A 25,716-nucleotide genomic window follows, 5' to 3' on the forward strand; every position below is an offset into this window, starting at 1 on the left:
TGAAAAAGGTTACATGCTAGACCAGATTAACTTTGAGAATGGACATTCTCAAAGTTTAAGACACGCATACTTCGGCGCTTAACAGCGCAAATAAATTGCGCTTACGCCTTCGCTGCGGGCGCCTGCTCACGCAGTCGCCAGAGCAATTTCAAAGTGAAAATGCTCTAACGCTGCACGCCGGTGCGGCGCGATGCAACATGGCGTGGATTCAGCCGAGCTTCAGCCGTTGCGGCGAAGGCTTCAGCCGTTGCAACGCAGGAAGCTACGGATAAAGACAGCCAGAGTAACTACACAGTTCACTCCATACAGTCGCTGTCGCCATTCGTAAGGCTCGCAGACTCGCCAACGACTGCCGCGAAACTACGCTTGAAGACAGCATTGGTTATCCGTAAGCCGCAAAGACCCGCTAACGGCTGCCGCAAATCGCATTTTTCGGCTGAATGAAAACTTTGAAATGTGAAGCATTTCAAAGTTAATCTGCTCTAGTTGACCATTTCAATATAATGGCGACTGTCCGCCTTGACCGGCAGCTCAAATTCAACGGTATACCGTAGGCGCGGGTCGCTGTCCGCGCTCTTGTCGACCATACTGGTGGTTGCCAGGCATCGGCAGGAATCCTTGGTGGCGCTCAGGGTCTTGAAGCCTTCAATATCAATGCCCGCATCCTTCACGCCCACTTCGCGGGCATAGGCATGCATGGCCTTTTTGACATAGTCCTTGCCTGCGCTGGAATCGCACTCGGGCGAAGAGGTGCAGCCCGCTGCGAACAAGACCATAAGTGCCGCCGCCAGGATTGTCGTTTTCAGCATGAAAAACTCCTTTATCGCTGCTTTGCCGGCATGAAAGCTCGCACACATTGGGCTTTGCCGGTTCCTGAAATGCAGAATTGTTAGTGAAAAGCGCCTCGCGAAGTTTGCAGATGTCTGTTTTGGCTCGCAACCGTGCAGGCGACCCGAGCATACGGCTGCGCAGCGGGCCTGCGGGCGCTACATCCCGAGCATTTCACCATAAAAATGCTCTAACGATAAATCCATGACAAATATTTGATAAATGGTCAAACCCCCCTCGCGCTGCCGAATTTTCCGTCAAATATGGGCGTACGGGTGTTTTTAGAGCATTTTAACTTTGAAAAAGTGTAAATGCCCTGACTCTGCACGAAAGTGCAGCACGCCATAACGTGGCGTGGATTCCGCCGAGCTTTAGCCGTTGCGACGAAGGAAGCTACGGATAAAGACAGCATTGGTTAATTGAGCGGACAGCTTACTGATGGCTGTCGCTATCCGTAAGCGGTAAAGACCCGCTAACGGCTACCGCAAATCGCATTTTTTGGCTGAATGAAAACTTTGAAATGATTCACATTTCAAAATTAATCTGCTCTAATGCGGTATGGCAATGTCACGTTGCAATGCTTTGTGGGTGAGGGACCCTTTTGCAAAAGGGTCTCCTCCCCCACGCCCCTCTTAAAATCCTTATTGCCGTTTGGGTTATTACAACAAGGTTCCTGCTCTGAACTGGGGGTCCAGTGGCAGCGTCTCTCAGACATCGCCGCATCCCAAGGGTAAAACGCTCCAACCGGGCTGGACGGTTCTTGTTGCCGCGCAAAAAACAGAACATCCCGCTTGCGCGGGATGTTCTGCTATCATCGATTATGTGGCAGCCGTGCCATGCACGGCCGGAGAATCAGTTTTTCAGGCTGTGGATGGGGGCTGGAATGCGGCCACCCAGAGAAATGAAATCCTCGGCATTGCCGCCGGGCACGGGCATGATGGCGGCCTTGCCTAGCAGCCCGCCAAAAGAAACCTCGTCGCCAACGCCTTTGCCGGGCACGGGGATAAGGCGCACGGCCGTGGTCTTGTGGTTGATCATGCCGATGGCCATTTCATCGGCGATAATGCCCGAAATGGTGGCCGCCGGGGTGTCGCCGGGGATGGCTATCATATCCAGCCCCACGGAGCACACGCTGGTCATGGCCTCAAGCTTTTCAAGGCTGAGTATGCCCGCGGTGGCCGCCGCCTCGATGCTTGAGTCTTCAGACACGGGAATGAACGCGCCGGAAAGCCCGCCCACCGAGGATGAGGCAAAAGCCCCGCCCTTTTTCACCGCGTCGTTGAGCATGGCGAGCACGGCGGTGGTGCCGGGCGCGCCTATGCTGGAAAGCCCGAGGCTCTGAAATATCTCGCCCACAGAATCGCCCACAGCCGGTGTGGGCGCAAGGGAAAGGTCAGCCACGCCAAAGGGGATGCCCAGACGGGTGGCCACTTCGGTTCCGATCATTTCGCCCACGCGCGTCACCTTATAGGCAGTGCGCTTGATGACTTCGGCCATGTCCAGCAGGGTGAGGGGACCGCCCTTGCCGTTATGGCCCGCCTCGCGGGCGCGGTCCAGAGCCTTTTTCACCACGCCGGGGCCCGAAACGCCCACATTGATGACCACATCGGGCTCCCCAACGCCAAGATACGCGCCAGCCATAAAGGGCACGTCCTGCGGAATGTTGGCAAACACCACAAGCTTGGCGCAGCCAATGCCGCCGCGATCCGCCGTGGCTTCGGCCACCTTGAGGATCTGCCGGCCCATCAGGGCCACGGCGTCCATATTGATGCCGCTGCGCGAGGAAGCCACGTTGATGGACGAGCAGATGCGGTCCGTCTGCGAAAGGGCTTCGGGCAGGGCTTCAATAAGGGCGCGGTCGCCCTTGGCAAAGCCTTTTTCCACCAGGGCGGTGAACCCGCCCAAAAAATCCACGCCCGCCTCCTTGGCGGCTTCGTCCAGAGCCTTGCACACGCGCACCATGCCGTCAGGGCCAAAGGGCGCGCCCACCACGGCGATGGGGCTGACGCTGATGCGCTTGTTCACCACGGGGATGCCGTACTTGTCGCCCACTTCGTCGCAGACGGCCACAAGCTGTGAGGCGTAGCGGCGCAGTTTGGCCCGCACGTTGGCGGTGAAGAGATCCAGATCATGGCTCACGCAATCAAACAGGCTCACGCCCAGGGTGACGGTGCGCACGTCAAGATGCTCGTTGCGGAGCATGTTCAGAGTGCTTGTGACTTCGCGTTCGGAAAGCATGGCTGTAATCCTGTATGGTTGCAGACGTGTCTGGCAATGATTCTTGAACAACGGTTCCTGCGCGGGCTCGCGCATGGGCCTTGGCCCGCAGGGACATGACCCTGACGTCGGCCTGATACCGGCCCTGACGCCCAGGCCCGGCCTGTCCGCAGTTCAGCCTTCTCTAGAGCAATTTCACTAACGATGCTGTCGCCAGCCGTAAGGCTTCTTCGTCGCCTGACGGCTGCCGCTTGAAATTGCTCTGGCGACTGCGTGAGCAGACGTCCGCCGCAAAGGTGTAAGCGCAATTTACTTGCGCGGTTAAGCGCCGAAGCGCGCGTATCTTTACCTTTGAGAATGCACATTCTCAAAGGTAATCTGCTCTAGAAGGAATTGACGCGGTGAACGGCCTCGAAAATGTCCCGGTGCTGCACGCTCACGCGCAAATCGCGGCTCTGTCCCTCACAGGAAAGTTCGCGGCGCAGACGGCCGAGGTCCACGGAATCGGGAACCATGACCTCAAAAACAAACAGGGCGCGGTTGGCTCCACCTTCGCCCAGAATGGCCTTGAGGCTTTCAATGTTCACGTCATGACGGGCGAACACGCGGCTCATGGCCGCGATAAGACCGGGTTTGTCCGGGCCGTCGGCAGTGACCACAAAGGGTTCGCAGTGCAGGTTCTGCCCCCACTGCCCCTTGATGGCGGGGCGCACCAGCACCGACAGGTCTACCTTGGCTTCGGCCAGGCTGGCGCTGAGGTTCTGGCGCAGACTCTCGGCATCTGTCCCGTCAGGGGCCGCCACCACAAATATGGCGGCAAACTCTCCGGAAAGTATGGTCTGGGTCACTTCTTCTATATTGCAGCCGTTTTCTTCAAGAATACGACTGACAGCGGCTACAACGCCGGGGCAGTCGCGCCCCAGGAATGAGGCAGTATACTTGTGCATGAGGTAATCCTTGCGGAAATGTACCGCTGGCAGAGCCGTGCGGACGTGTCACGAAAGCACTGCTATATACGCAACCACCGCGAACTTCAAGGGGCAACAGGCCCCCACGGTCGGCCGAAAAGCACCGGGCACGCCGTCCTTGACGCCTTTCAGTGAATGGCATACCCTTACAATCCTTTAAGACTAGGCATCTCAGGAGTTTCTCAGTGGAAAATCGGGAAAAGAAGAACAAAAAGCCTGCTATCAAACTAGGCACCAAGTCGCAGCACGCGGGCTATTTCATGCCCATGCTGGAAAGCTTCGCCAGCCGCGAAGGACTTAATGAAGTCGTAAAAAACCGCGTGGTCAAATCCTGCGATCTGCTGGATGCGGGCGTGCCTCTCTTTCCCAATGATTTTCGAAAAGAGCACTCCATCTCCTGGGTACTGGACAAATTTGGCGATCTGGAGGGCGAAGCCCTCGAAAGCCAGGAGGATGTCATCGCCATTGCCGGGCGCATTGTCTCGTTGCGCTCCTTCGGCAAGGTGGCCTTCTTCCATATAATGGATCAGACGGGCCGCGTACAGTGCTACGCCGCGCGCGAACACCTGGACGACGCGACGCACAATCTGGTGAAAAAGCTGGATATTGGCGATATCGTCGGTGTTTCCGGCCACCTCTTCCGCACCAAGACGGGCGAACTGACCATTGCCTGTCGCAAGATCAAGCTCATCACGCGCTCCCTGCGCCCTCTGCCCGAAAAATACCACGGGCTCAAGGATATGGAAACGCGCTACCGCCAGCGCTACGTGGACCTTATCGTCACGCCGCGCGCCCGCGAGATATTTTTCAAGCGCAGCCTTATCGTGCGTGAGTTCCGCCGCTTTATGGAAGACCGGGGCTTTATGGAAGTGGAAACGCCCATGATGCAACCCCTGGCAGGCGGCGCGACCGCACGCCCCTTCAAGACGCATCACAACGCGCTGGATATCGGCCTCTACATGCGCATCGCGCCGGAGCTGTATCTCAAGCGTCTGCTGGTAGGCGGCTTTGAAAAAGTTTTTGAGCTCAACCGCAACTTCCGCAATGAGGGCATCGACACGCGGCACAATCCCGAATTCACCATGTGTGAATTTTACTGGGCCTACGCCACGTTTGAAAACCTCATGGACCTGACCGAAGAGCTTTTTGCCCATCTTGCCCAATGCGCGTGCGGTTCAACCGTAGTGCCCTATCAGGGCGAGATGATCGACCTTACGCCCGGCAAGTGGACGCGCATGAGCTTCTACGATTCGCTCACCGTCATTGGCGGGCACCAACCTGAGTTCTACAACGATTACAGCCGAGTGCAAAATTACATCCGGCAGAAGGGCGAAAAGGCCGCCGACAGCGAAAGCCTGCAGAAACTGCACGCCAAGCTTTTTGACCTTGACGTTGAAGGCAAGCTTATCCAGCCGCACTTCATCTACCATTATCCCACGGAAATCTCGCCGCTGTCGCGCCGCAACGACAAGGACCCCGGCCTCACCGACCGCTTTGAGCTTTTCATCACCGGCCGCGAGCTTTCCAACGCCTTTTCCGAACTCAACGATCCCGTGGACCAGCGCCTGCGCTTCGAAGAGCAGGTGCGTGAAAAGGAAGCCGGAGACGATGAAGCCCACAGCATGGACGAAGATTACCTGCGCGCCCTTGAATACGGCATGCCCCCGGCTGCCGGCCAGGGTGTGGGCATTGACCGGCTGGTCATGCTGCTGACGGATTCGGCCTCCATCCGCGAGGTTATCCTCTTCCCTCTGCTGCGGCCCGAAATCTGATTCCGGAACCCACAGCCCGTTTTCGCCTTAATTCAAGAGGGCCGTTCCTGTCGGGAACGGCCCTCTTCACGTGGTGGGCACGCATTGGGGGCACGTGTACTAGAGCATTTTCACTTTGAAATTGCTCTGGCGACTGCGTGAGCAGGCGCCCGCAGCGAAGGCGTAAGCAGGCGCCCGCAGCGAAGGCGTAAGCGCAATTTATTTGCGCTGTTAAGCGCCGAAGTATGCGTGTCTTAAACTTTGAGAATGTCCATTCTCAAAGTTAATCTGGTCTAGGGCTTGTTGACACTAATTGCAAAATATATTGAATTTCTGTAAAGTCCTTTTATGAAACTGACAGAAGAGCAATACATCTTGGTTAAGGATGTTCTTCCGCGCCAGCGCGGGAATGTAAGCATGTCAAACCTTCAAGTGCTCAATGCCATTTTGTATGTCGCGGAAAATGGCTGCAAATGGCGAGCGTTGCCGGAACATTTTGGTAACTGGAATACGATCTATGTACGCATGAATCGCTGGGCTAAAAGCGGTGCTTTAGCAAGGGTATTCGAGGTGTTACAGCGTCAACAGATCATTTCCATAAAAATTGAAGCCGTATCGCTCGATAGTACTATTGTTAAAGTGCACCCCGATGGCACCGGGGCCTTAAAAAAACAGGCCCACAATCCATCGGTAAATCCAAGGGCGGCTGGACAACAAAAATTCATATGGTTGCCGCAAATGCCCAGTGTGCAATAACCTTTGCGTTATCTCCGGGCAACGCCGGGGATGCTCCGGCAGGGAGAAAACTACTCTCGTCCTGGAGAAAAACGCAAAACTTTTGCCATGTCATCATGGACCGAGCCTATGAGGGCAATGAAACTCAGGCTCTTGTTAAAAGTTTCGGATATAATCCTGTGGTTCCGCCAAGCCCACGTAGAGTGGCACCTTGGGCTTATGACCGTGAATTATACAAAAAACGCAATGAGATAGAGCGACTATTCCGCAGGCTTAAGGGTTTCCGACGCGTGGCGACCAGATACGATAAGCTTGATGTCGTGTTCGCTGCTTTTATCTACTTTGCACTCATCGTTGAGGCTATTAAATAGTGTCAACAGGGCCTAGAGCAGATTAACTTTGAAATGCTTCACATTTCAAAGTTTTCATTCAGCCGAAAAATGTGATTTTCGGCTGACTCCACGCCACGTTGTGGCGCGCTGCACTTTCGTGCAGCGTCAGGGCATTTACACTTTTTCAAAGTTAAAATGCTCTAAAAACACGCTCACTCTTCGGGCCGTTCAGGCTGCCGGTGAAAAGCCTTCCATGCCAGCGCACCGCCCCGGCTTTCACAGACCCGCAGGCATCCGCCGCAAAAGGTGCAGTCCCGGCGTTCCGGCCCGTCCAGCCGCCTGGGGTTGAGTTGCAGCGGGCATGCGGCCCTGCACGGCACTTCCCCTCGGCAGCTGCACCTCGAGGCAGTCCAGCCAATACGCAGACCCGGCGCTTTTGCGGGCAGGCAGAGGGCCGCCGCTCCAAGCAGCACGGACTGCGGGCAGACATACCGGCACCACAGCCTTTTGCCGCTTATGGCTTCCAGCACCAGCGCCACGACAGGCAAACCAAGGGCCGACAGCAGAAAAATCGCTCCCGCGCCCTGCCATACCAGCACGGGAACCAGGGAAAGTTCGCCGGGCATGCCCAGCATGTTGAGAACCGGGTATTCCACCAAAATGACCAGAGACAGGCCCGCCATGAGCATAAAGCCCTTGGCGGCAAAGGCCATGGCATGCTGGGCGGAAGACGTTTCACGCCTTTGCCCGGCGTCACGCCGGGTCCACCGCGCAGCCATCCCGTACAGCAGTTCGGACAAAAAACCATAGGGACACACCCAGGAGCAGAATACCCGCCCCAAAAGCAGGGCCAGCACCAGGGAACAGACCGCCCCCCACAGCAGGGCTCCGGCGGTCAGCATTCCCTCTGCCGCCACCTGCAGGGCGGCCACGGGGTCGGCAAAGGGAAGCCCGAAAAAATGCAGGGAAAAAAGGCTGCCCCTGATCTGCCCAAGGCCCGCCGCATTGATCAAGGGCAACATGCAGAACAGCGCAAGAACAGACAACTGGGCGCACCGACGCGCCAGAGTGTACCATTTCATACGCCGCCCCCCGGAGCGTCCAGCGTTGGCACGGCGGAAAGAGGCCTGCGGTGGGAAGATGCGGGCCATATTTCCACCGCCTGCACGGGACACACGTATTCGCAGATGCCGCAGCCGACGCAGGCCCTGGTTATGGCCGGCACCACCCCGCCTGAAAGAACCACCGCCGAACCGCGCAAGGGGCAGCGGTCATAGCAGGTCATGCACATGACGCCATTGGTATAGTTGTGACATCGGTCTTTCAGTATGTAGGCCCGCCCCATTCCGGCGTGCGCCATGTCCGTGACGGTGGCGTTCAGCGCGCCGGACGGACAGACAGGCGGGCACTTCATGCAGAGGTAACAGGGCGTTTCGCGCGGCACGACACGCGGCGTCCGGCGGGATGGCCCAAAACCGCCCATAAGTTTCAGGCTCTTGTGCGGGCATACGGTCACACATTGCCCACAGCGTACGCACTGGCGTAAAAAATCTTCTTCCGCCGCCGCGCCGGGCGGTCGTAGCGGCGGAAGAAGCAGGCTCACTGGAGCCCTCCCTCATCCACGCCTTCCACCACCGGCGACGGCCCACGCCCTTTGGGCCGATGCGGCGGGCAAGGCATGTGCCCGGTGCTGTCCATATCATCCTCATAGTTGATAAAAGCCACGTCGAGGGCCAGCACATGAGGAAGGCCGCTCACGTATTCCAGGTACCCCTGCAGGGTTCGGGACGGGCTTTCCAGCACAACGGCCAGCTTGTCCGCTTCCGGCACTTCCCGCACTTCCAGCACGCCCCTGGTAGCCCGCAGCTCGCTGCACAGCGGCAGCAGGTGTTCACGCAGAGAACTGACCACGATTCCCGCTATAGCCATATGTCCCCCCAGGGCAGATTGCCGTTGAGAATGTACATTCTCAACGTTTGAGATACGCCTGCTTCGGCGCTTGACCGCGCAAGCAAATAGCTGAAGCCGCGCTTGCACCTTTGCGGCGGGCGTCTGCTCGCGCAGCCGCCAGAGCGATTTCAAGCGGCAGCCGTCAGGCGACGAAGAAGCCTTACGGCTGGCGACAGCATCGCTGGTGAAATCGCTCTATACCTTGCGAATGCGCGCGGCGCATATCTTGTATTCGGGCTCACGTGATGCCGGGTCGGTGGCATCCAGAAAAAGCTTGTTCACCAGTTTTTTGGGATCAAAAAACGGTACCGCCACAAGACCGGGCCGGCAGACGTCGCTGACCCGAGCGGGCAGCTCCATGGCGTCACGCCGCGTCTCCACAATGACGTTGTCGCCATGCTTGATGCCCGACTTGCCGGCGTCTTCTTCATTTATTTCCACAAAAGCGGCCGGATTGGCCTTTTGCAGTTCCGGCACCTTTCCCGTCATGGTGGCCGTATGCCAGTGGTCGATGACGCGCATGGACGTAAGGTACAGGGGATACTGGTCATCCGGCTCCTCGGCCGCGCCCTTGGCCGGGCGCATCCAGATCACGGCCTTGCCGTCGGGCCTGCCGTAAAAGAAAAACCGGTCCGGGTGGTCTGCCGGGACGCAGGGGTCCTGCCCGCGCACGTAACGCAGGGACGTTCCGGGATGGTCCTCGCTGGGGCAGGGCCAGATCAGGCCGGACTCCTTGCGCAGGCGATCCCGTGTCATGCCGGAGAAATCATAGGTGGTTCCCTTGGAGACCATGCGCCACTCGTTCCAGACGTCCTCGGCGTTGTTGAAGTTGACAAGCTTGGGGTCCACGCCCGCGCGTTTGGCGAACTCCACCAGGGTATTGACCGTGGGGCGGCACTGGGCCGGAGGCTCCACGGCCTTTTCAATGAGCGAATAGCGGCGCTCGCCGCAGCCGTACACGCCGTCGCGCTCGCACCAGAAAGCCGGGGCAAGCACGAGGTCGGCATATTCCAGCGTGACCGCGTCGGGAAAGGCCTCAATGCAGACAATGAAGGATTCGGGGTTGGACATGGCCTTGTGCACCTTGTTCAGGTTGGGCAAGGTGTGGGCCGGGTTTGTCTCGCAGATGATCATGCACTTGACGTCGCCCCTGCCGAGGGCCTCGAACAGGGCCACCGTGTGATATCCCGGTTCGGGCGCGATGCGCCCCTCGGGCAGGCCCCACAGTTTTTCCATTTCAGCCCGGTGCTTGGGATTGGGGATGGCCCGCCCGGCGGGCAGCAAATGCGAAAGCGCGCCGCCGTCGCGGACGCCGCCGCAGGCGTTGGGCTGCCCTGTGAGCGAAAACGACGTGGCCCCGGGGCGGCATATCTGCCCGGTAAGCAGGTGCAGGTTATGGATGAGATTGTTGGCAAAAACGCCCTGTACACGCTGGTTGATGCCCATGCACCAAAGGCTCATGGTGGCGGAGGATTCGGCAAAGGCGCGGGCGGCCCCGTAAATCTGCTCAACCGGCACGCGGCATATTTCCGCCACTTTCTCCGGCCGGTAGTTTTCAAGAAATGCCTTGTAGCCTTCAAAATCCGAAGGTTTGCCTTCGGCGTCCATAAAGGTGACGTAGCGCTGCCAGAAGCGTGGGCTGTCCAGTTCCTCATTGATGATGACCCAGGCCATGCTGTGCATGAAGGCCAGATCCGTGCCCGGACGAAAAGCGACGTGCATGTCCGCTATGCGCGAGGTATTGGTGCGTCGCGGATCAGCCACAATGATCTTCACGCCCGGCTCCACCTGCTTGCGGCGGGCGATACGGCGAAACAGCACCGGGTGCGCCTCGGACGTGTTGGAGCCGATGATGAAAAAACAGGTGGCCTGGTCCATGTCGGCGTAGGTGCCCATGGGCTCATCCTTGCCAAAGGTGGTCACATAGCCGCCAACGGCCGATGCCATGCACAGGCGGGGGTTGCCGTCCACATTGTTGGTGCCGAACCCGCCCTTGAAAATCTTGTTGGCCACATAGCTTTCTTCCGTGAGGCACTGCCCGGAGCCGTACCAGGCCACGGAGTTGGGACCGTAGGTATCTATGCTGTGACGGAACTTTGCGGCCATAAGGTTGAGGGCCTCGTCCCAGCTCACGGGTTCGAGCTTGCCGCCCTTCTGGCGGCGCAGCATGGGCTGCGTCACCCTTTCCCTGGAATTGAGCACGGGGATGAGCAGCGACCCCTTGAGGCACAAAAGGCCCGCGTTATGGTTGTTGGGGTCGCCCTGAATGGCGACGGCCTTGCCGTCCCTGACGCCCACAAGAACTCCGCAGCCCGTGCCGCAATACCGGCACACGCCCTTTACCCATTTTTCTGGCTTGTTGTCGGCCGCATGGGCCAATGAGGTCAGTCCCGCGCCCGAAGCCGCGGCCATGGCGGCTGACATGGCAAAATATTTCAAAAAATCACGACGTGAAGTACTCATGTGTTCAACCTCGCTATTAAGCTGGCGTAAGGGTCCGTTGCGTCCCAAAGCGCCCTGCCCTCTTCACGAAGACCGGGCCATGGCTGCCGTAAAGGCTGTGCGCTGAAACCTGGCAATCGCCTTGCATCCGTCGCAGTCAGCCTTGCCGTTTTGCATCACAGGTCCGTCTTGTTGGAAGGCATGCGATATTCATAAGCCCGGCCATGCAGGGGGCTCTGATGATAGGGGTGGCAGCTCACGCAGTCGTCACGCTTGCCGAACTTGGCTTCCATGCGCTGGATGGAAAGCGAGTGGCAGCGCGCGCACACCTCGACGCCGGGTTTGCGCGCGAAGGGCATGGCCCCCTTGCCGTCGGGCATGCCGTGGCAGGTCTGGCAACGCACCAGGGTGACGCCGTGCTTGCTCTCATACCACTCCTGGGCCAGGCGCGGCGTGCTCTTGGCATGGCAACTGTAGCAATCGCCCTCCATCTTGGGCGCAGCAAGGTGTTTGGCCGCCTCACAGCGCTCGGCCGGAAAGGCCCAGGCCATATAGCCGAAATAGCCGCCCGCGAGCACCAGCAGGGCCAGCAGGGAACCGATCAGGATCTTACAGGACTTCATGGCCGGATCTCCTTGATTTTCTGAGCGAACGTGTGGTTGGCGGGTATGCGTTCGTCAAACACGGGCAGGTGGGCAAGGTTGCGGTGACACCCCACGCAACCGCTGCGGGACTGACCGTTCTTGCCCTCATAGTTTTCGTGCGCCAGTCTGCCCTCTTCAGAGACAGGCCCGTCGTTCTTGGCGTTCTTGGTCAGATTTTGATGACAGGCCCTGCAATTGGCGTCATCGGTGAAGCGGCGGGCCACAGGCTGCATGGCCGCCCTGTTCAGGTCAGTGCCGCCATCAACGGAGTGCACCCACACATCCTTGATGCCCAGCCACGCCTTGGCGCCGAGCATGCGGGCGATATTGCCCGAAGGAATGTGGCACTGCCTGCAGCCAATGGCCTGGCCCTGCGCGTCCTTGGCATGTGATGAAAAACGCATCTCTTCCTGATAAACGCGCATTTCATGACAGGAAAGGCAAAAGTCCGTACTGGAGGTGTACGCCACTCCGCCGCCAGCCAGAGCCACACATGCCACAAAAATTACGCAGCCTATGATCCAGACGCGCTTTCGTGGATAGGGCATGGGTTTGAACCTCCATCAAAAGAAAAGAAGAAGAGTTGTAATAAACACCTTGCAAATCATGAAGCGCGGCACTGCAATAACGCAAGATCCCAGCAGAATCTTTGTATTACAGCCGCAAAAGCAATTCCCGTGCCAGATCACTGTTTTCATTTTAACTGTGATTACAGGCACATTTTGAGAAAAACATCACATGCCAAAGACAGACATTCATAGTAAAATGACAATCGTCATAAAAAAATGACAACCCCTCCTGACCCGGCATGGTGCACGCAAGACCAGGCCCCATGCCCAAACCGTGCGCCAATCCGCCCCCTCCCCCAAAAAACAGGGCCGCCAGTGCCGCTGCGGACATTGACAAGCCACGGTTTTACGGGCAAAGCCCCATGAGAAAAAAACCCTTTATCCGTAAGCGGCAAAGACCCGCTAACGGCTACCGCAAATCGCATTTTTCGGCTGAATGAAAACTTTGAAATGTGAAGCTTTTCGACGTTACTCTGCTCTGGTCTGACAGCGCCCTGGCCATGGCAGAGCCGCCGCCGGAACGAACGAGGCCCGGCAGGATGCTGCCGGCTGACTCCGCTGCAAACCGGCGGCCGCCCCTTTCCTCTAAAAAATTTCTTGAATATCCTGCCAAGCTGGGCCACTATGCCGCAAATGTCATTTGAACTCTTCGTAGCCTTGCGCTACCTCTTTTCAAGGCGTAAACAGACCTTCATTTACATAATCTCACTCATGTCCATTTTGGGCGTTGCGCTCGGCGTGGGCGCGCTGGTGGTCGTGCTGGGCGTTTACAACGGCCTGACCACCGACATGCGCGACAAGATCCTTGGCGCCAACGCGCACGCCATTGTCATGTCCTACCTGCCCTCGGCCTTTGAAAATGACGACGGCCTGCTGGACCGCATCCGCTCGGTCAAGGGCGTCACCGGGGCAACCCCCTTTATTTACACAGAAGTGATGCTCTCCGCCGGAAACGGCGTAAAAGGCGTGGTGCTGCGCGGCATTGACCCGGAATCGGGCCCGCACGTGCTTTCCATGCTGCGCCAGATGCGCACAGGCTCGGCAGCCGCCCTGCAAAAGGAAGGCACGCCAGGCCTCATCATTGGTGAAGAACTGGCCAAAAGGCTGGGCCTTGTGGAAGGCAGCCGCGTGAACCTGCTCTCGCCGTCAGGCCAAAAAACGGCTTCAGGCTACGCGCCGCGCATCCGCCCCTTTGAAGTGGTGGGCATATTCAAGACAGGCATGTTTGAATACGACTCGTCGCTGGCCTTTGTGAGCCTCGCTGCCGCGCGCGACGTGCTTGGCCTGCCGGATAAATACCTTTCCGGCGTGGAGCTCACCGTTGACGACCTTTTCAAGGCGGACCAGACCTCGGCGCGCGTGGCCACCGAGCTTGGCTCGCCCTTCTACGTGCGCTCCTGGATGGAAATGAACGCCAACCTCTTTGCGGCCCTCAAGCTGGAAAAGATCGGCATGTTCATTCTGCTGACCATGGTCGTGCTTATCGGCTCCTTCTCCATCGTGACGACCCTTGTCATGCTGGTGATGGAAAAAACGCGCGACATTGCCATCATGATGTCCATGGGCGCGACGCGCGGCATGATTCGGCGCGTATTCATGCTTCAGGGCAGCATCATCGGCGTCATCGGCACGCTGCTGGGCTACGCTCTGGGCCTCTCGCTGGGGTGGCTGCTCAAGCGCTACCAGTTCATCAAACTGCCTGAAAACGTGTACACGCTGGACCATCTGCCCATCAGCATCACCGCCTCCGACGTGATCATCGTCGGGGTCAGCGCCATGCTGCTGTGCTTTCTGGCCACCCTTTACCCGGCACGCCAGGCCGCCCGCCTTGAACCGGCGGAAGCGCTGCGCTACGAATAACCATGTCCGTACTCTATAAATTTTCTAACGTGGGCAAAACCTTTTCCGCGCCGGGTGAAAACCTTGAAATTCTCAAGGATATCAATCTGGTCGTGAAAGAAGGCGAAGCCCTTGCCATCGTGGGAACTTCCGGCTCCGGCAAGAGCACCCTCTTGCATCTTATGGGTGCTCTTGATACTCCAAGTACGGGCGCTGTCTTTTTTGATGGTCAGGACATGGCGCGCATGACGCCTGACCAGAAGGCGGCCTTCCGCAACAGAACGCTGGGCTTCGTTTTTCAGTTTCATCATCTCTTGCCGGAATTTTCGGCAGTGGAGAACGTGGCCATGCCGGCCATCATCGGCGGCGAACGCCAGACCGCCATCATGCCCAAGGCCCGCGAAATGCTCGAACGCGTGGGTCTTTCGGCTCGTATGGAAAGCAAGATTTCCACGCTTTCAGGCGGCGAAAGGCAGAGGGTGGCCATTGCCCGCGCGGTGCTGATGCGCCCGCGAGTTCTGCTGGCCGACGAGCCCACCGGCAATCTGGACGAAGGTACCGGAGCGCAGGTGGGCACACTCATGAACGAACTTAACCGCGAACTGGGCATGACACTCGTGGTCGTGACGCACAATCGGGAGCTGGCCGCAGGCATGGGCCGCACTCTGGAACTGAAAGCGGGGACACTGTATGAAAAAAATGTTGCGTAATCTTCTCTCTAACATCCTCTGCATTACAGCTCTGGTCTGCGCTGTACAACTTGCACCCGGCGAAGCGAAAGCCGCCCAGGGGCCTCTGGTTCTTGTGCTGCCCTTTCAGGTCAATGCCGGACCGGAAATGCCCAATGCCGCCCGCGATGTGCCCCAGATCATTGCCGACCAGCTAAAACAAAACGGCATGAGCGTCGTGCCGATGAATACGGCGCGTCAGTTGCAGCAACGCCACGGCGAGAACATTGACCTCGCCACAGCGCGCGTTCTGGGCCGCCAGGCTGGCGCACAGCTTGTCATATACGGCAGCTTCAACCAGCTCGGCGACGGTTTCAGCATGGATACACGCCTTGTTCCCGTGCAGCAGGGCGAAGCCGTGCCCGCGGGTTTCGAGCGCAATTCTCTGGTCGCCCTCAGCGACTGTGCCAGCACCCTGGCGGGCCGCGCGGCCGAAATGACGAAGGCCAACGCCGCCCCCGCGCCGCAACAGGCCGACAACGGCCCAGGGTTCGTGCCTATGAACGCGCCCGCTGCCGCCAAGGGCGGCCTCGCCGACGTACAGGTGCGCGGCATGAATGTTATGGACCCGGACACCGTGCTCATGCGTCTGACCATCCGCAAGGGTGACACCCCCGATGCCCACGCCATCAACGAAGAAGTGAAACGCATTTGGGAAATGGGCTATTTCAGCGACGTGCAGGCCACCCTTGAGGGCAATGTGCTCGTCTTTACCGTGGTGGAAAAGCCCCGCATCGACAGCATCGTGGTGGAAGGCTCCAAGGGCATCAGCAAGGATGACGTCCTTGCGGCCATGGGCACCAGAACCGGCAACGTGCTCAACGAGCAGGTGCTTTCAGACGACCTGCAGAAAATCACCGAGCTGTACCGCAAGGAAGGCTATTATCTCGCCAAGGCCAACTACCGGCTTGAAGACCGCCATAGCGGTCGCGGGGCGGTACTCGTCATCAATGTGGACGAAGGCAACAAGCTCTACGTCAAAGAAGTCAATATCGAAGGGCTCAAGAGCCTGGACAAGGGCGACATCGAAAAATACATGGCCCTCAAGCCGCGCGGCATCTTCTCGTGGCTCACAGGCACCGGCGTGCTCAAGGAAGAATATCTTGAGCGCGACACCAACGCCATCGCCGCCTTTGGCCTCAACGAGGGCTATATTGACATTCAGGTCAGCGCCCCCCAGGTTGACTACAAGGATGACGGCATCTACGTCTCCTTTATTGTCAACGAAGGCCCCCGCTATACTGTCCGCAATGTGGTATTCGCGGGCGACGTCATCGACAGCGAAGAAAAGATGCTTGAAGTCGTGCAGATGGACGACTGGCAGAAGTCCAACAAGTACTTCTCCCTCTCGGTCATGCAGGAAGACTCCAAGCGTTTGACCGACTACTACTCGGATTACGGCTACGCCTTTGCCGAGGTGGACACCAAACTGATGAAGGCCGATGACGGCAGCGATCAGGTGGATGTGGGTTACCTTGTCAACAAAAAGCAGAAAGTTTTCATCCGCCGTCTGGTGGTCGAAGGCAACACCAAGACTCGCGACAACGTCATCCTGCGTGAAATGCGCCTCGGCGACGGCGATATGTATGAAGGCGCCAAGCTGCGCCGCTCCAACGAGCGCCTGAACCGCCTGCGCTACTTCGGCGCTGTGGATATGGAGCTTATCCCCACCGGACAGGAAGACGAGGTCGACCTCAAGGTCAAGGTCAAGGAATCCAACACCGGCGCCATCATGGGCGGTATCGGCTACTCCAGTTACTATGACGTGGGCGTGAGCGCCTCCATTATGGAGCGCAACCTCTTCGGCCGCGGCTACTGGCTGCAGTTGCAGGGCTTCTTCTCCTGGCGGCGCACGTCGGGCACCCTGTCCTTCACCAACCCGCGCGTGTATGACACCGACCTCTCCTTCGGCAACGACATTTACTACACCCACGACTACTGGGACAACTTCACCAAGGACACCATAGGCGACACCGTGCGCTTCGGGTATCCCATTGGCGAATACACCACCGTGGGCGTCGGTTACCGTCTGGAACGCTACTACCTCTATGACGTGTCCGAAAACAGCTCTCCCTACATCCGTGACTACAAGGGCATTAACTGGACCAGCGCCGTTTCTGGCCGCATCCTGCGCGACACCACAGACAGCAAGGAACGTCCCACCAAGGGCACCATCTCCCGCCTGTGGGCTGAATACGGCGGCGGCGGCATCGGCGGCACGGACAACTTCATCAAATCCGTTGCCGACTGGCAGGGCTTCTGGTCCTTTAACCCGCAAAACACTGTCCACCTGCGTGGGCGCGTCGGCGGCGTGTTCCAGAACACCGACGACAAGGTGCCCGTATTCGAACGCTTCTGGGTCGGCGGCATGGATACCATCCGTGGCTACTCCTATTCCGACCTTTCACCGCGCGACTACAAGCACGGCGGCGAACAGATCGGCGGCGACCGCATGGGCGTGGCCAACCTTGAATATATCTGGACCTTCCAGAAGGAACTGGGCCTGGCTATCGTGCCCTTCGTGGACTCCGGCTTCAACATCGACGCCAAGACAATGGGCCAGGACTGGGACAAGTACATTGTCGCCTCCTCTGGTCTGGAACTTCGCTGGCGTTCGCCCATGGGCGACCTTCGTATAGCCTACGGCATCCCCCTTGTGCAGGATTATGACAAAGAAATGCCCTCCGGCAGAATCGAATTCAGCATGGGTCAGTTCTTTTAGAAAAAAATTGCCTTTGAGCGCATCAGCCCTCAAAGGCTGAAGGCCCCCTCAGACGCGCAACAGCGCGAGCAACGCGTCCGGGCATTCGTGACAAGGCCAGCACACGCAGCCGCCGGGGCACTTTCAGCAAGAACGTGTTCAGGACGCCACAAGGCGCAAAGGCTTTTCAAAACAGTCACAACGCTGGCCATACGTAACTACAGGCGTGGCGCGGGGTTATCCCCGCGCCACGTTTTTTTGCATGTCAATCTTTTTTGGCATATATTGTGCAAAATATGTCTGCAATGGGCGTGCGCGGCGGAAAAAAACGCCGGCTGTAAGCCCGCATATCACCAGGCGACCCGGCACAAACACAAGGAACACAGCAGCCTGTCACTAAAATGACAGCCGCGCACCAGCAGAGCAAGGAACACCCGTGGCCCGCAAAGAAAACCCATCCCCGACCCAGGGCCCTCCAAAGGCCCAGACGCAATCCCGGAGTCCGTCGCCACGGTCTCCCCAGGATACGCCTGCGGGCAGGTCGCAAAAACAGGCCGCAGGCTCCGTCCAGACGAGACACGGTTTCAGGCGTCTTGCGCCGCCCGTGTTTTTTCTGCTGGCCCTCTGCCTTCTGGTGGTTTTCTTTTATGACACCGGGTACACGTCCTTGCCGCCCACGGCCAAACGCTACGATACCGCCAAGACCGGCATTGAAACGCTGCGCCTGGACGCCAAGAGAGCCAACCTGCGTGAACCCTGGGAAAAACTGGCTGCGGAATTTCGCGCCATCTATGATGCTGATCCCGGCTGGCCCAACCGCCCCGCCGCCCTTTTTCGCGCCGCGGAAAGCCTTGAGGAACTCGCCCGCCGCTCCTTCGCCAAGGCCGATGCCCGCAAGGCCATAGAATGTTACGAGGCGGTGGCCCTGCGCCACGCCGACAGCCGCCTGGCTGACGACGCGCTTTTTCACGCCGCAAGACTTCGCGCAGCCTGGCTCAAGGATGACAAGGGCGCGCTGGAACTTCTCAACCGCATCAAGACCCAGTATCCCAAGGGTGATATGCTGCCCGAAGCCCTGGCCCTTGAAAAAACCCTTCTGGCTGCGGCACAGGGGCGCACTGCCCCCGAAGCCCGGCAGGTCGCCGCTTCTGAAGCCAAGCCTTCCATTGAAGACCAGGCGTCAAGCCCTTCAGCCCAGGACAGGGATAAAAAGCGTGCCGATGCAGGCGCTCCTGCCGCGTCGGCCCTGTCTGCGTCGGCCCAGTCCGCGGCGGCGGCCCCCGGTCTGGCGGCTTCCCCCGCCGCCCTCTTGCCCCAGGATCAGATTCTGCCGCGCTACCGCAAGGCCAAGGCCGACATGGAAGGTCTGAGCGCCGACAAGGTACGCTCGTGCTGGAGGCAACCCTGGGAAGAACTGGCGGCGGAATTTCTGCTCATTTACCAGAGCCGTAAAAATTGGGCCATATCCCCCGGTGCGCTTTTTCGTGCGGCATCAAGCCAGGAATCCCTGGCCGACTGCTCCCACCTCGCGGCGGAGTACCGTCAGGCACGCGATCTTTACCTGAACCTCGCGCAGGAATTTCCCAAGAGCGCGCTGGCGGACGACGCCCTCCTTCGGGCCGCGGCCATTGAGGCAGACCGGCTGAACCAGCCGCAGGAAGCCCTGGAGCTGCTTGACGCCATCGCCACCCTGTATCCGCAGGGCGACATGTTGCCGCAGGCCAAAATCCTGCGGCAGCGCCTTTCCGGCGGGGCCGACGTTGCCGCCGCTCCCGGTGCCAAAGCTGGCGGGGCTCCCGCCCAGGCAGCGACTCCTGAAGTCCACACGCTTTCCTGGAATTCACTGAGCAAAAACTCCGTTGAAATCGTGCTGGATCTCTCCGCGCCGGCCCGCTACCGCGCACGGCTTGAAGAAGGCAAAAAAGGCGCGGCCTCCAGTCTGTATCTGGAGTTTGACGACGCCTCCGTTGTCAAGGATGTGCGCCGGGGCGTCACGGTCAACGGCAGTTTGTTGCAATCCATCCGCGTGCGCGACCGCAAGGGCGGCGGCTCGGTGATGCAGTTCAGCTTCAGGGATGTGCGGCGCTTTGACACGCAGGCAGAAAGCAACCCCTGCCGCATCGTGTTGCGCGTGGCGGCGGGCAATACCCCCCTGCCTCCCCGTCCGGGCAAGGGCGCGGGCTTTGCCGGACAGGACACGCCGGGGGACCAGGCCAACGCCCCCGCCGAACCACGGCATGTCAATGACATGGCCCGCCAACTGGGCCTCACTGTGCGCACGGTCTTCATTGACGCCGGGCATGGCGGCCGCGACCCCGGCACCCACCACAACGGCATTCTTGAACGGGTCATCACCCTGGACGTGGCGACGACCCTTGGGCGCTTGCTGCAGGCCAACGGGGTCGATGTGGTCTACAGCCGCACCAACGATACCGGCCTTTCCCTGCGCGAACGCACGACCCGGGCCAATGAGGCGGGGGCAGACCTTTTTGTCTCCATCCACATCAACGCCAATGACGACAAATCCGTCAACGGCTTTGAAACCTACTACCTTGATCTTGCCCAAAACGCCGAAGCCGCGCGTGTTGCGGCACTGGAAAACGCCGGCAGTGATCATCGCCTTGGCGATATGCAAAAGATGCTGGCTGATGTGATGCTTTCAGCAAGAGTTGATGAATCAAAAAAGCTTGCTCAAGATATTCAGCGTATTACTCTTTTCAGACTGAAAAAACGCGAGTATACTGTACGCAATAACGGCGTCAAATCCGCGCCCTTCCATGTGCTGCTTGGCGCGCAGATGCCCGCGGTACTGGTTGAGCTTGGCTATTGCACCCATGCCGAAGAAGCCCGTAATCTCGCCAACGCCAAATACCGCCTGACGTTGGCCGAAGGACTGGCCGAGGGCATACTTGCATACAAGGACCGACTGTTAAAAAAGCGGACAGCCCAGAATTCCTTGACGCCCGAAAGCGCTGGTGCTATGTGATGCAGGGATTTCAAATACGCGCCGCGCTGAAGTATTAGCAACACTAAAGCCCAACTGTACCGGCGCGGCAACCATGCCTCCCTGCTTGTGCAACGTGAGTGCAGGCTGTATCAACCTACCATTATACAAGTTTCTTACGGCGCGAGGGTCATCCCAATTCCGCAAGGACGACATAAAAAACAGCAATCGGGGAAGGAGTACTTTACATGCGCAAGGTTTTGATGATGACCTTAGTGGTCTGCATGCTCATGGCTGGAACGGCGCTTGCGGCTGACAGCAATGCCGTGCCGGCTGCCAAAATTGGCGTTGTGGACATGCAAACGGTGGCCACTCAGAGCGAACCCGCCGAAGCTGCTAAAAAGCAGATGGAAGACAAGTTCGGCAAAGAACGTACTGCCCTTGAAAAGCAGGGCGAAGCTCTCAAAAATAAGGCCGAAGCTCTCAAAAATCCCAAGGTCAGTGAAGAAAAGAAGCTTGAGTTCATTCGCGCCAAGCAGGATCTGGACCAGAAGACCCGTAACTTCCTGCGCAAGGTTGAGCAGGAAGAAGTCAAACTGCGCCAGGACATGGTTACCCTGGTTTTCAGCGCCACCTATGAAGTGGCCCGCGCCAAAGGCTTCAACTTCGTGGTGGACGTGACCGCCGGCGGCGTTCTGTATGCCGACCAGTCTATGGACCTGACCCAGGACGTGCTCACTGAAGTGAACAAGCTTTTTAAAGAAAAGAAGAACGACAAGGGCGGCAAAAAATAGTTCCGTCTCTTTACGACTGCAATACAGCCTCTCGACCCTGACGGGGCGGGAGGCTTTTTTATTGGCAACTGCCGTTGGGTCAGGCAAGACCGTTGCGCTTCGGCGTGTCAGCGTTAGAGCATTTTGCTAATGAAAATATCCATTCTTAATGCTTCCAAGACACCCGCAGCAGAGGCGTGAGCGAGCATTTCAAGTGTTACACGCTCAAGAGTTTCAACATACCAGCGGGCAATCATGGGCCGCCCCCGTGTCCTGCCCGAAATACCCAGGAGGCCACATGCAGGAATCAGCCCCTCAGCCCCAAAGCATGGACATACAGCGTATTTTGCGCCTGCTCCCCCACCGCTACCCTTTCCTGCTGGTGGACAGAGTGGTGGAGTGCGTGCCTGGTTCGCACATAAAGGCCTACAAAAACGTGACGTTTAACGAACCGTTTTTTCAGGGGCACTTTCCCGATGCGCCCATTATGCCAGGCGTGCTCATTCTTGAAGCTCTGGCCCAGACGGGCGGGCTGCTGGCCGCTGCCGGCATGGGCGACCTGGACGACAAGCTCTTTCTATTCACCGGCCTCGACGGCGTGAAATTCCGCCGCCAGGTGGTTCCGGGCGACCGTCTGGACCTCGAATGCTCCAACCTGCGCCTCAAGCTCAGACTCTGCAAAATGGAAGCCCGCGCCTTTGTGGACGGCAAACTGGCGGCGGAAGCGCAAATCACCGCAGCTATCGGCGACAGACCCAAAAGCTAAGGAAACGCGCAGTTATTCCGTTTGGCGGCGTTGCTTCACTTTTTTTGAAACAGTCGAGGACGGAAGAGTCCACTCCTGCTTCAAAAAAAGATCGCGCCTTGCCAAACGAAATAACTGCGCGTTTCCAAAAGGCCCTTTAATCAGCGTTTCCCTAACACGCTGCCACATTGGAATTGAAATGCTTTGTGGAGGAGGGACCCTTTTTGCAAAAGGGTTTCCTCGCCCACGCCCCCCAGACCATGTCGTCACGCGCCATAAATCACGCCAAAGGCCGCCAGCACCGCTCAGGCGGCCTTTACGCGTTTTTGCACGAGGGTGACGGCAGCGCTGGCGCCAAGAGCCGCCGCTGTGGCCAGCACATAGCACAGCCAAAGCGGCGTATGCTCCACAAGGGCCATAACAATGGCCGCAAAGGCTATGCAGCCGAACCATCCGGCCATAAGCCCACGATAGATGCGCACCACTGCCCCTGCCCCCTGCGTTACGTGTATAAAGGGCACCATGGCGCAAATCATGACAGGAAAGAACATCAGCACGCCGCTCCAGCCCGTCCCGAGCCAGTGGGCGACCTCGGTGACAACATAGACCAGCAACGAGCCAAAGCCCATCTGGACGGCAATAAGCCACCGGTGCGAGTGCTGCGGCGGTGTGACCTTCGGGGCGTCTTGCCGGGGCAGGCAGACCAGCACCAGCAGGGGCGACAGCAGGGAGAGCGCAAAGGCGGCCAGGGGCCAGTAGGGAAAGGACTGCACAAGCCAGCCGCCCAGAAAATATATGCCCAGTGAAAGCGCAATGGCCAGATACCAGGGGACGCCCAGCACGGCCAGCCAGGGATAGGCCACAGCGGCCACCCCGTTGGCGTCGATGCCGAGCAGGGTATTGTACGAGGCCTGCGCCGAAAAGGCCGCCCCTTGCTCAAGAGTAAGAAAAAAGGACAAAGGGCCGGAAACCACGGGCAAACCGGCCGCCACGCCCCCGACAAAAGCTCCCCACCGCCGGGTGATGAGCATGCAGATCAGCACCAGCAGGGGCGTTACGATCAGCTTGAATGCAAGAATTCCGTTCACAACATGCTCCGTCGCAGGAATACCCCGTCCAATAAAGACGGCGTCATGGCACAAGCAGAAGCCATAACGCCGCCCCCAATGCAAGGCAAGAAGAATGACGGAGCCGAACCATAAACTCAGGGACGGGCATAGCCGCCCGCGACGCCTCCCGGACTCAATACAATCTGCCACAGTTGCAGGTCGCGCGCGCGAAAAGCTCCTGCGCAACTCAACAGATAGTACAAAAACATGCGGCTTTGACGTTCACTGCACTGAAATCTGCCCTCTTTCCTTCCCCTGATGAAGTTGTCGGCCCAGCTTACGAGCGTTCTGTCGTAATCAGCGCCAAAGTTGTGCCAATCCTCCATCACAAAACGCCCTTCCGCGCTTCTTCCAAGAAGAGAAATGCAGGGCAGTATGCCATTTTTGAAGATGTATTTTTCAATCCAGGGATCCACGCTGTGGTGGGGTTCGTTGGTCCCGATGGTGTGCAGCAAAAAAAGACCGTCCTCAGCCAGCAGGCTGCGCGCCTTTTCCATAAAGACGTCATAATTCTTGTGCCCCACATGCTCGAACATCCCCACTGAAACAATACGGTCATAGGTGCCTGTCAGGGATCGGTAATCCTGCAGCAGCCAGCGCACGTCCAGGCCCCTGCTGTGGTCGCGCGCGTATTGCGCCTGCGCCCTGGAAACCGTCACCCCGGTAACGCTTACGCCATACTCGCGGGCCATATACCTTCCAAGCCCGCCCCAGCCGCAACCTATGTCAAGAACGCGCATGCCCGGCCGTAACAACAGCTTGCGGCAAATCATCTCCATCTTCTGCTTCTGCGCCGCTTCAAGGGTGTCCACACCCTGCCAGAAGGCGCAACTGTACTGCATTGACGCGTCGAGCATGGCTTCAAACACGTCATTGCCGAAATCATAGTGGTGCACCGCCACCATGTGCGCGCGTTCGGGGCTTTGAAGATTGCGGAACAGGTAGGAGACAAGCTCAAGCAGGACAGGCAGGGTAAAGCGGAAGCGCCTCTCGAGCCCCCCGCGTAAAACTTTGCAGAAGAACTGGTCCAGGGCCTTGCAGTCCCACCACCCCTCCATATAGGCCTCACCCAGCCCAAGGTTGGCAAAGCGCAGAACGCGGCCATACAATTTGTCGTTATGAACCTGAATATCCCAGGGACGGGGCCCGTCAATGGCGACATCAACCGAAGCAAGCATTTTTTTAATGTCTGATTCACACATAACTGACACTCCATATTGACTCTGATGGCAACAGGCGTGCAAAACCTGCGCATAAAGAAAATATTTTTGCTAGTTACGTAACTTGAATTCAGCGCACGATGTGAACTTGAATAAAGACTACTGCTATTTTTTTTTAAAGACAATAGTACGTATATTTCATTTATGTTAAATATATCGGCAGCATCCCATGCACGACATTCCTTCAAGAGTTAACAATAACCTCCCGTAACATATAGCAATCGCAGGCATGGGCACAAAAACTTTGCGATGCCATGTCCGGCAAACGGGGCCTCCAGACAGAATCCACGCCATGTTGCGGCGCGCTGCACTCTCGTGCAGGGATGGAGCAGTTAACTCATTCCATTCGTAAGCTGTTCTACACCACGTCAAAAGTTTTAGGGGGTGGGGGCGTGGGGGAGGAGACCCTTTTGCAAAAGGGTCCCTCCCCCACAAAGCACTCCAGGGTTAAAATACTCTACACCCCCTGCTGCCCGGCAAGAACGGCAAAAAAACACCGGCGCGGGGACGTTGCGGCAAGGCCGCTTGCGTCCGCCGCGCCGGAAACCGACAGGCAGAAAAAGGCTGTGGCAGTCTACAGTATTTTCGTGTGCGCCAGATGGCGCGTCAGCTTCAAGAGGTCAGCGCCGTAGAACCACCACACAAAGCCCACAACGCAAAGCAGGAAGCAGTATTCCCCCAGGCTGCCAGTGGAGCACAGCTTGAGCGAAAACTTGTTGCTGCGTGAAAAGGGCGTGAGGGGCACGCCCGATGGCGTCAGCATGTCCAGAACCACGTGGCTGAGGCCGCCGAAGCCCAGCCCCAGCAACACGTCACGCCCCATGGGGCCGATCTGCGGGCCGGGCACGACAAAAGCCGCCACGCACAAGAGCAGCCACCAGCCGAACCAGTGGGTAGTCCCCCTGTGAACGGCATTGAATATTTTTTGCCGTCCTCGCCTGGTGGGGGCAAGGCCCGCCATGCGCTGATCCAGCACGTCGGGCATGACAGCCCCGACGCAGGCCGCCGCCACTCCGGCAACGGGCAGGTGCAGAGCCAGGGCCGCAGCCACGGCCGTGGCCTGATGGGTTATCCACTTCATGAATAATCCTGAGAGAGAATGTTAACCTTGGGAATATATCTTCAAAGAGAACCCGTCCCAGACAGTGCCGTCACGAGATGAATTTCCTGGTATATCAAGGAGAACAAGCCTTTTATGCAGGGAGTGTACTCTGATGGTAC

21 protein-coding genes are annotated in these 25,716 nt (G+C 58.2%); 8 read left to right on the plus strand and 13 right to left on the minus strand.

The features are described from left to right. Positions 1-482 precede the first annotated feature (482 nt). From ACZ5DH_RS09580 to ACZ5DH_RS09590, 3 genes are all read right to left on the minus strand, one after another. Complete coding sequence (locus tag ACZ5DH_RS09580) at positions 483-809, minus strand: hypothetical protein (RefSeq protein ID WP_464254075.1); 327 nt, start codon at positions 807-809, stop codon at positions 483-485. Between the two features lie 871 nt (positions 810-1,680). Continuing rightward, on the minus strand, positions 1,681-3,066 hold the full coding sequence (locus ACZ5DH_RS09585; RefSeq protein ID WP_464254076.1) for a DUF711 family protein: 1,386 nt from the start codon (positions 3,064-3,066) through the stop codon (positions 1,681-1,683). A 362-nt stretch (positions 3,067-3,428) separates the two neighbouring features. Then, positions 3,429-3,992 carry a glycine cleavage system transcriptional repressor gene (locus ACZ5DH_RS09590; RefSeq protein ID WP_464254077.1) on the minus strand — a complete coding sequence of 188 codons (564 nt, stop codon included), beginning with the start codon at positions 3,990-3,992 and terminating at the stop codon, positions 3,429-3,431. Positions 3,993-4,198: 206 nt separating this feature from the next. Between ACZ5DH_RS09590 and lysS the strand changes: the two genes are divergently transcribed. Then, entirely contained in the window at positions 4,199-5,785 is a 1,587-nt protein-coding gene (gene lysS, locus ACZ5DH_RS09595; RefSeq protein ID WP_464254078.1) for a lysine--tRNA ligase, read from the plus strand. A gap of 327 nt (positions 5,786-6,112) precedes the next feature. Then, a protein-coding gene (locus tag ACZ5DH_RS09600) for an IS5 family transposase (protein WP_464254079.1) occupies positions 6,113-6,870 on the plus strand; the annotation gives its coding sequence in 2 pieces (ribosomal slippage) (positions 6,113-6,437 and positions 6,437-6,870; 759 coding nt in all). A gap of 173 nt (positions 6,871-7,043) precedes the next feature. On the opposite strand, the gene ACZ5DH_RS09605 is transcribed toward ACZ5DH_RS09600, so the two are convergent. The 6 genes from ACZ5DH_RS09605 to ACZ5DH_RS09630 form a co-directional block, all read right to left on the minus strand. Then, on the minus strand, positions 7,044-7,913 hold the full coding sequence (locus tag ACZ5DH_RS09605; RefSeq protein WP_464254080.1) for a 4Fe-4S binding protein: 870 nt from the start codon (positions 7,911-7,913) through the stop codon (positions 7,044-7,046). Continuing rightward, a complete protein-coding gene (locus tag ACZ5DH_RS09610; RefSeq protein ID WP_464254081.1) occupies positions 7,910-8,434 on the minus strand; it encodes a 4Fe-4S dicluster domain-containing protein in 525 nt (174 codons plus the stop codon). The genes ACZ5DH_RS09605 and ACZ5DH_RS09610 overlap by 4 nt, the downstream gene beginning before the upstream one ends. Continuing rightward, positions 8,431-8,760: a chaperone NapD gene (locus tag ACZ5DH_RS09615; RefSeq protein WP_464254082.1), complete on the minus strand. Its 330-nt coding sequence runs from the start codon at positions 8,758-8,760 to the stop codon at positions 8,431-8,433. Before ACZ5DH_RS09615 ends, ACZ5DH_RS09610 begins: the two co-directional genes overlap by 4 nt. A 216-nt stretch (positions 8,761-8,976) precedes the next feature. Then, a complete protein-coding gene (locus ACZ5DH_RS09620; RefSeq protein ID WP_464254083.1) occupies positions 8,977-11,244 on the minus strand; it encodes a nitrate reductase in 2,268 nt (755 codons plus the stop codon). Between the two features lie 155 nt (positions 11,245-11,399). Beyond that, positions 11,400-11,846 (minus strand): hypothetical protein, encoded by a 447-nt coding sequence (locus tag ACZ5DH_RS09625; protein WP_320352067.1) that lies wholly within the window; start codon positions 11,844-11,846, stop codon positions 11,400-11,402. Further along, on the minus strand, positions 11,843-12,415 hold the full coding sequence (locus tag ACZ5DH_RS09630) for a cytochrome c3 family protein (protein WP_291301965.1): 573 nt from the start codon (positions 12,413-12,415) through the stop codon (positions 11,843-11,845). The genes ACZ5DH_RS09625 and ACZ5DH_RS09630 overlap by 4 nt, the downstream gene beginning before the upstream one ends. 654 nt (positions 12,416-13,069) lie before the next feature. Here ACZ5DH_RS09630 and ACZ5DH_RS09635 point away from each other — a divergent pair. The 5 genes from ACZ5DH_RS09635 to ACZ5DH_RS09655 all read left to right on the plus strand — a co-directional run bounded on the left by ACZ5DH_RS09635 (position 13,070) and on the right by ACZ5DH_RS09655 (position 21,442). Further along, entirely contained in the window at positions 13,070-14,296 is a 1,227-nt protein-coding gene (locus ACZ5DH_RS09635; protein WP_464256537.1) for a lipoprotein-releasing ABC transporter permease subunit, read from the plus strand. A gap of 2 nt (positions 14,297-14,298) precedes the next feature. After that, positions 14,299-14,985, plus strand: coding sequence for an ABC transporter ATP-binding protein (locus tag ACZ5DH_RS09640; protein ID WP_464254084.1), 687 nt, complete (start codon positions 14,299-14,301; stop codon positions 14,983-14,985). Beyond that, entirely contained in the window at positions 14,966-17,725 is a 2,760-nt protein-coding gene (gene bamA / locus ACZ5DH_RS09645; protein ID WP_464254085.1) for an outer membrane protein assembly factor BamA, read from the plus strand. The genes ACZ5DH_RS09640 and bamA overlap by 20 nt, the downstream gene beginning before the upstream one ends. Before the next feature lie 583 nt (positions 17,726-18,308). After that, on the plus strand, positions 18,309-20,690 hold the full coding sequence (locus ACZ5DH_RS09650) for an N-acetylmuramoyl-L-alanine amidase (RefSeq protein WP_464254086.1): 2,382 nt from the start codon (positions 18,309-18,311) through the stop codon (positions 20,688-20,690). A 206-nt stretch (positions 20,691-20,896) separates the two neighbouring features. Next, positions 20,897-21,442 (plus strand): OmpH/Skp family outer membrane protein, encoded by a 546-nt coding sequence (locus ACZ5DH_RS09655; protein WP_464254087.1) that lies wholly within the window; start codon positions 20,897-20,899, stop codon positions 21,440-21,442. A gap of 113 nt (positions 21,443-21,555) precedes the next feature. Here the strand turns inward: ACZ5DH_RS09655 and ACZ5DH_RS09660 are convergent, their stop codons facing one another. Continuing rightward, a complete protein-coding gene (locus ACZ5DH_RS09660; protein ID WP_464254088.1) occupies positions 21,556-21,678 on the minus strand; it encodes a hypothetical protein in 123 nt (40 codons plus the stop codon). 41 nt (positions 21,679-21,719) lie between these two features. Here ACZ5DH_RS09660 and fabZ point away from each other — a divergent pair, with 41 nt between their 5' ends. Continuing rightward, complete coding sequence (gene fabZ / locus ACZ5DH_RS09665; protein WP_464254089.1) at positions 21,720-22,187, plus strand: 3-hydroxyacyl-ACP dehydratase FabZ; 468 nt, start codon at positions 21,720-21,722, stop codon at positions 22,185-22,187. A gap of 284 nt (positions 22,188-22,471) precedes the next feature. On the opposite strand, the gene ACZ5DH_RS09670 is transcribed toward fabZ, so the two are convergent. The 3 genes from ACZ5DH_RS09670 to ACZ5DH_RS09680 form a co-directional block, all read right to left on the minus strand. Continuing rightward, positions 22,472-23,254: a hypothetical protein gene (locus ACZ5DH_RS09670; RefSeq protein WP_464254090.1), complete on the minus strand. Its 783-nt coding sequence runs from the start codon at positions 23,252-23,254 to the stop codon at positions 22,472-22,474. A 116-nt stretch (positions 23,255-23,370) separates the two neighbouring features. Beyond that, complete coding sequence (gene cfa / locus ACZ5DH_RS09675) at positions 23,371-24,477, minus strand: cyclopropane fatty acyl phospholipid synthase (RefSeq protein ID WP_464254091.1); 1,107 nt, start codon at positions 24,475-24,477, stop codon at positions 23,371-23,373. A gap of 592 nt (positions 24,478-25,069) precedes the next feature. Further along, the gene (locus ACZ5DH_RS09680; RefSeq protein WP_464254092.1) at positions 25,070-25,576 is read right to left on the minus strand and encodes a metal-dependent hydrolase; all 507 of its coding nucleotides are present in this window, start codon (positions 25,574-25,576) and stop codon (positions 25,070-25,072) included. Positions 25,577-25,716: the final 140 nt, after the last annotated feature.

The sequence above is a fragment of the Desulfovibrio simplex genome (assembly GCF_055387835.1).

What these genes read in the sequence shown, in the direction of transcription:
- ACZ5DH_RS09580 (WP_464254075.1), bottom strand. Translation starts at nt 809, where the DNA reads ATGCTGAAAACGACAATCCTGGCGGCGGCACTTATGGTCTTGTTCGCA.
- ACZ5DH_RS09585 (WP_464254076.1), bottom strand. Translation starts at nt 3,066, where the DNA reads ATGCTTTCCGAACGCGAAGTCACAAGCACTCTGAACATGCTCCGCAAC.
- ACZ5DH_RS09590 (WP_464254077.1), bottom strand. Translation starts at nt 3,992, where the DNA reads ATGCACAAGTATACTGCCTCATTCCTGGGGCGCGACTGCCCCGGCGTT.
- ACZ5DH_RS09605 (WP_464254080.1), bottom strand. Translation starts at nt 7,913, where the DNA reads ATGAAATGGTACACTCTGGCGCGTCGGTGCGCCCAGTTGTCTGTTCTT.
- ACZ5DH_RS09615 (WP_464254082.1), bottom strand. Translation starts at nt 8,760, where the DNA reads ATGGCTATAGCGGGAATCGTGGTCAGTTCTCTGCGTGAACACCTGCTG.
- ACZ5DH_RS09620 (WP_464254083.1), bottom strand. Translation starts at nt 11,244, where the DNA reads ATGAGTACTTCACGTCGTGATTTTTTGAAATATTTTGCCATGTCAGCC.
- ACZ5DH_RS09625 (WP_320352067.1), bottom strand. Translation starts at nt 11,846, where the DNA reads ATGAAGTCCTGTAAGATCCTGATCGGTTCCCTGCTGGCCCTGCTGGTG.
- ACZ5DH_RS09630 (WP_291301965.1), bottom strand. Translation starts at nt 12,415, where the DNA reads ATGCCCTATCCACGAAAGCGCGTCTGGATCATAGGCTGCGTAATTTTT.
- ACZ5DH_RS09635 (WP_464256537.1), top strand. Translation starts at nt 13,070, where the DNA reads ATGTCATTTGAACTCTTCGTAGCCTTGCGCTACCTCTTTTCAAGGCGT.
- ACZ5DH_RS09640 (WP_464254084.1), top strand. Translation starts at nt 14,299, where the DNA reads ATGTCCGTACTCTATAAATTTTCTAACGTGGGCAAAACCTTTTCCGCG.
- bamA (WP_464254085.1), top strand. Translation starts at nt 14,966, where the DNA reads ATGAAAAAAATGTTGCGTAATCTTCTCTCTAACATCCTCTGCATTACA.
- ACZ5DH_RS09655 (WP_464254087.1), top strand. Translation starts at nt 20,897, where the DNA reads ATGCGCAAGGTTTTGATGATGACCTTAGTGGTCTGCATGCTCATGGCT.
- ACZ5DH_RS09660 (WP_464254088.1), bottom strand. Translation starts at nt 21,678, where the DNA reads ATGATTGCCCGCTGGTATGTTGAAACTCTTGAGCGTGTAACACTTGAA.
- fabZ (WP_464254089.1), top strand. Translation starts at nt 21,720, where the DNA reads ATGCAGGAATCAGCCCCTCAGCCCCAAAGCATGGACATACAGCGTATT.
- cfa (WP_464254091.1), bottom strand. Translation starts at nt 24,477, where the DNA reads ATGTGTGAATCAGACATTAAAAAAATGCTTGCTTCGGTTGATGTCGCC.
- ACZ5DH_RS09680 (WP_464254092.1), bottom strand. Translation starts at nt 25,576, where the DNA reads ATGAAGTGGATAACCCATCAGGCCACGGCCGTGGCTGCGGCCCTGGCT.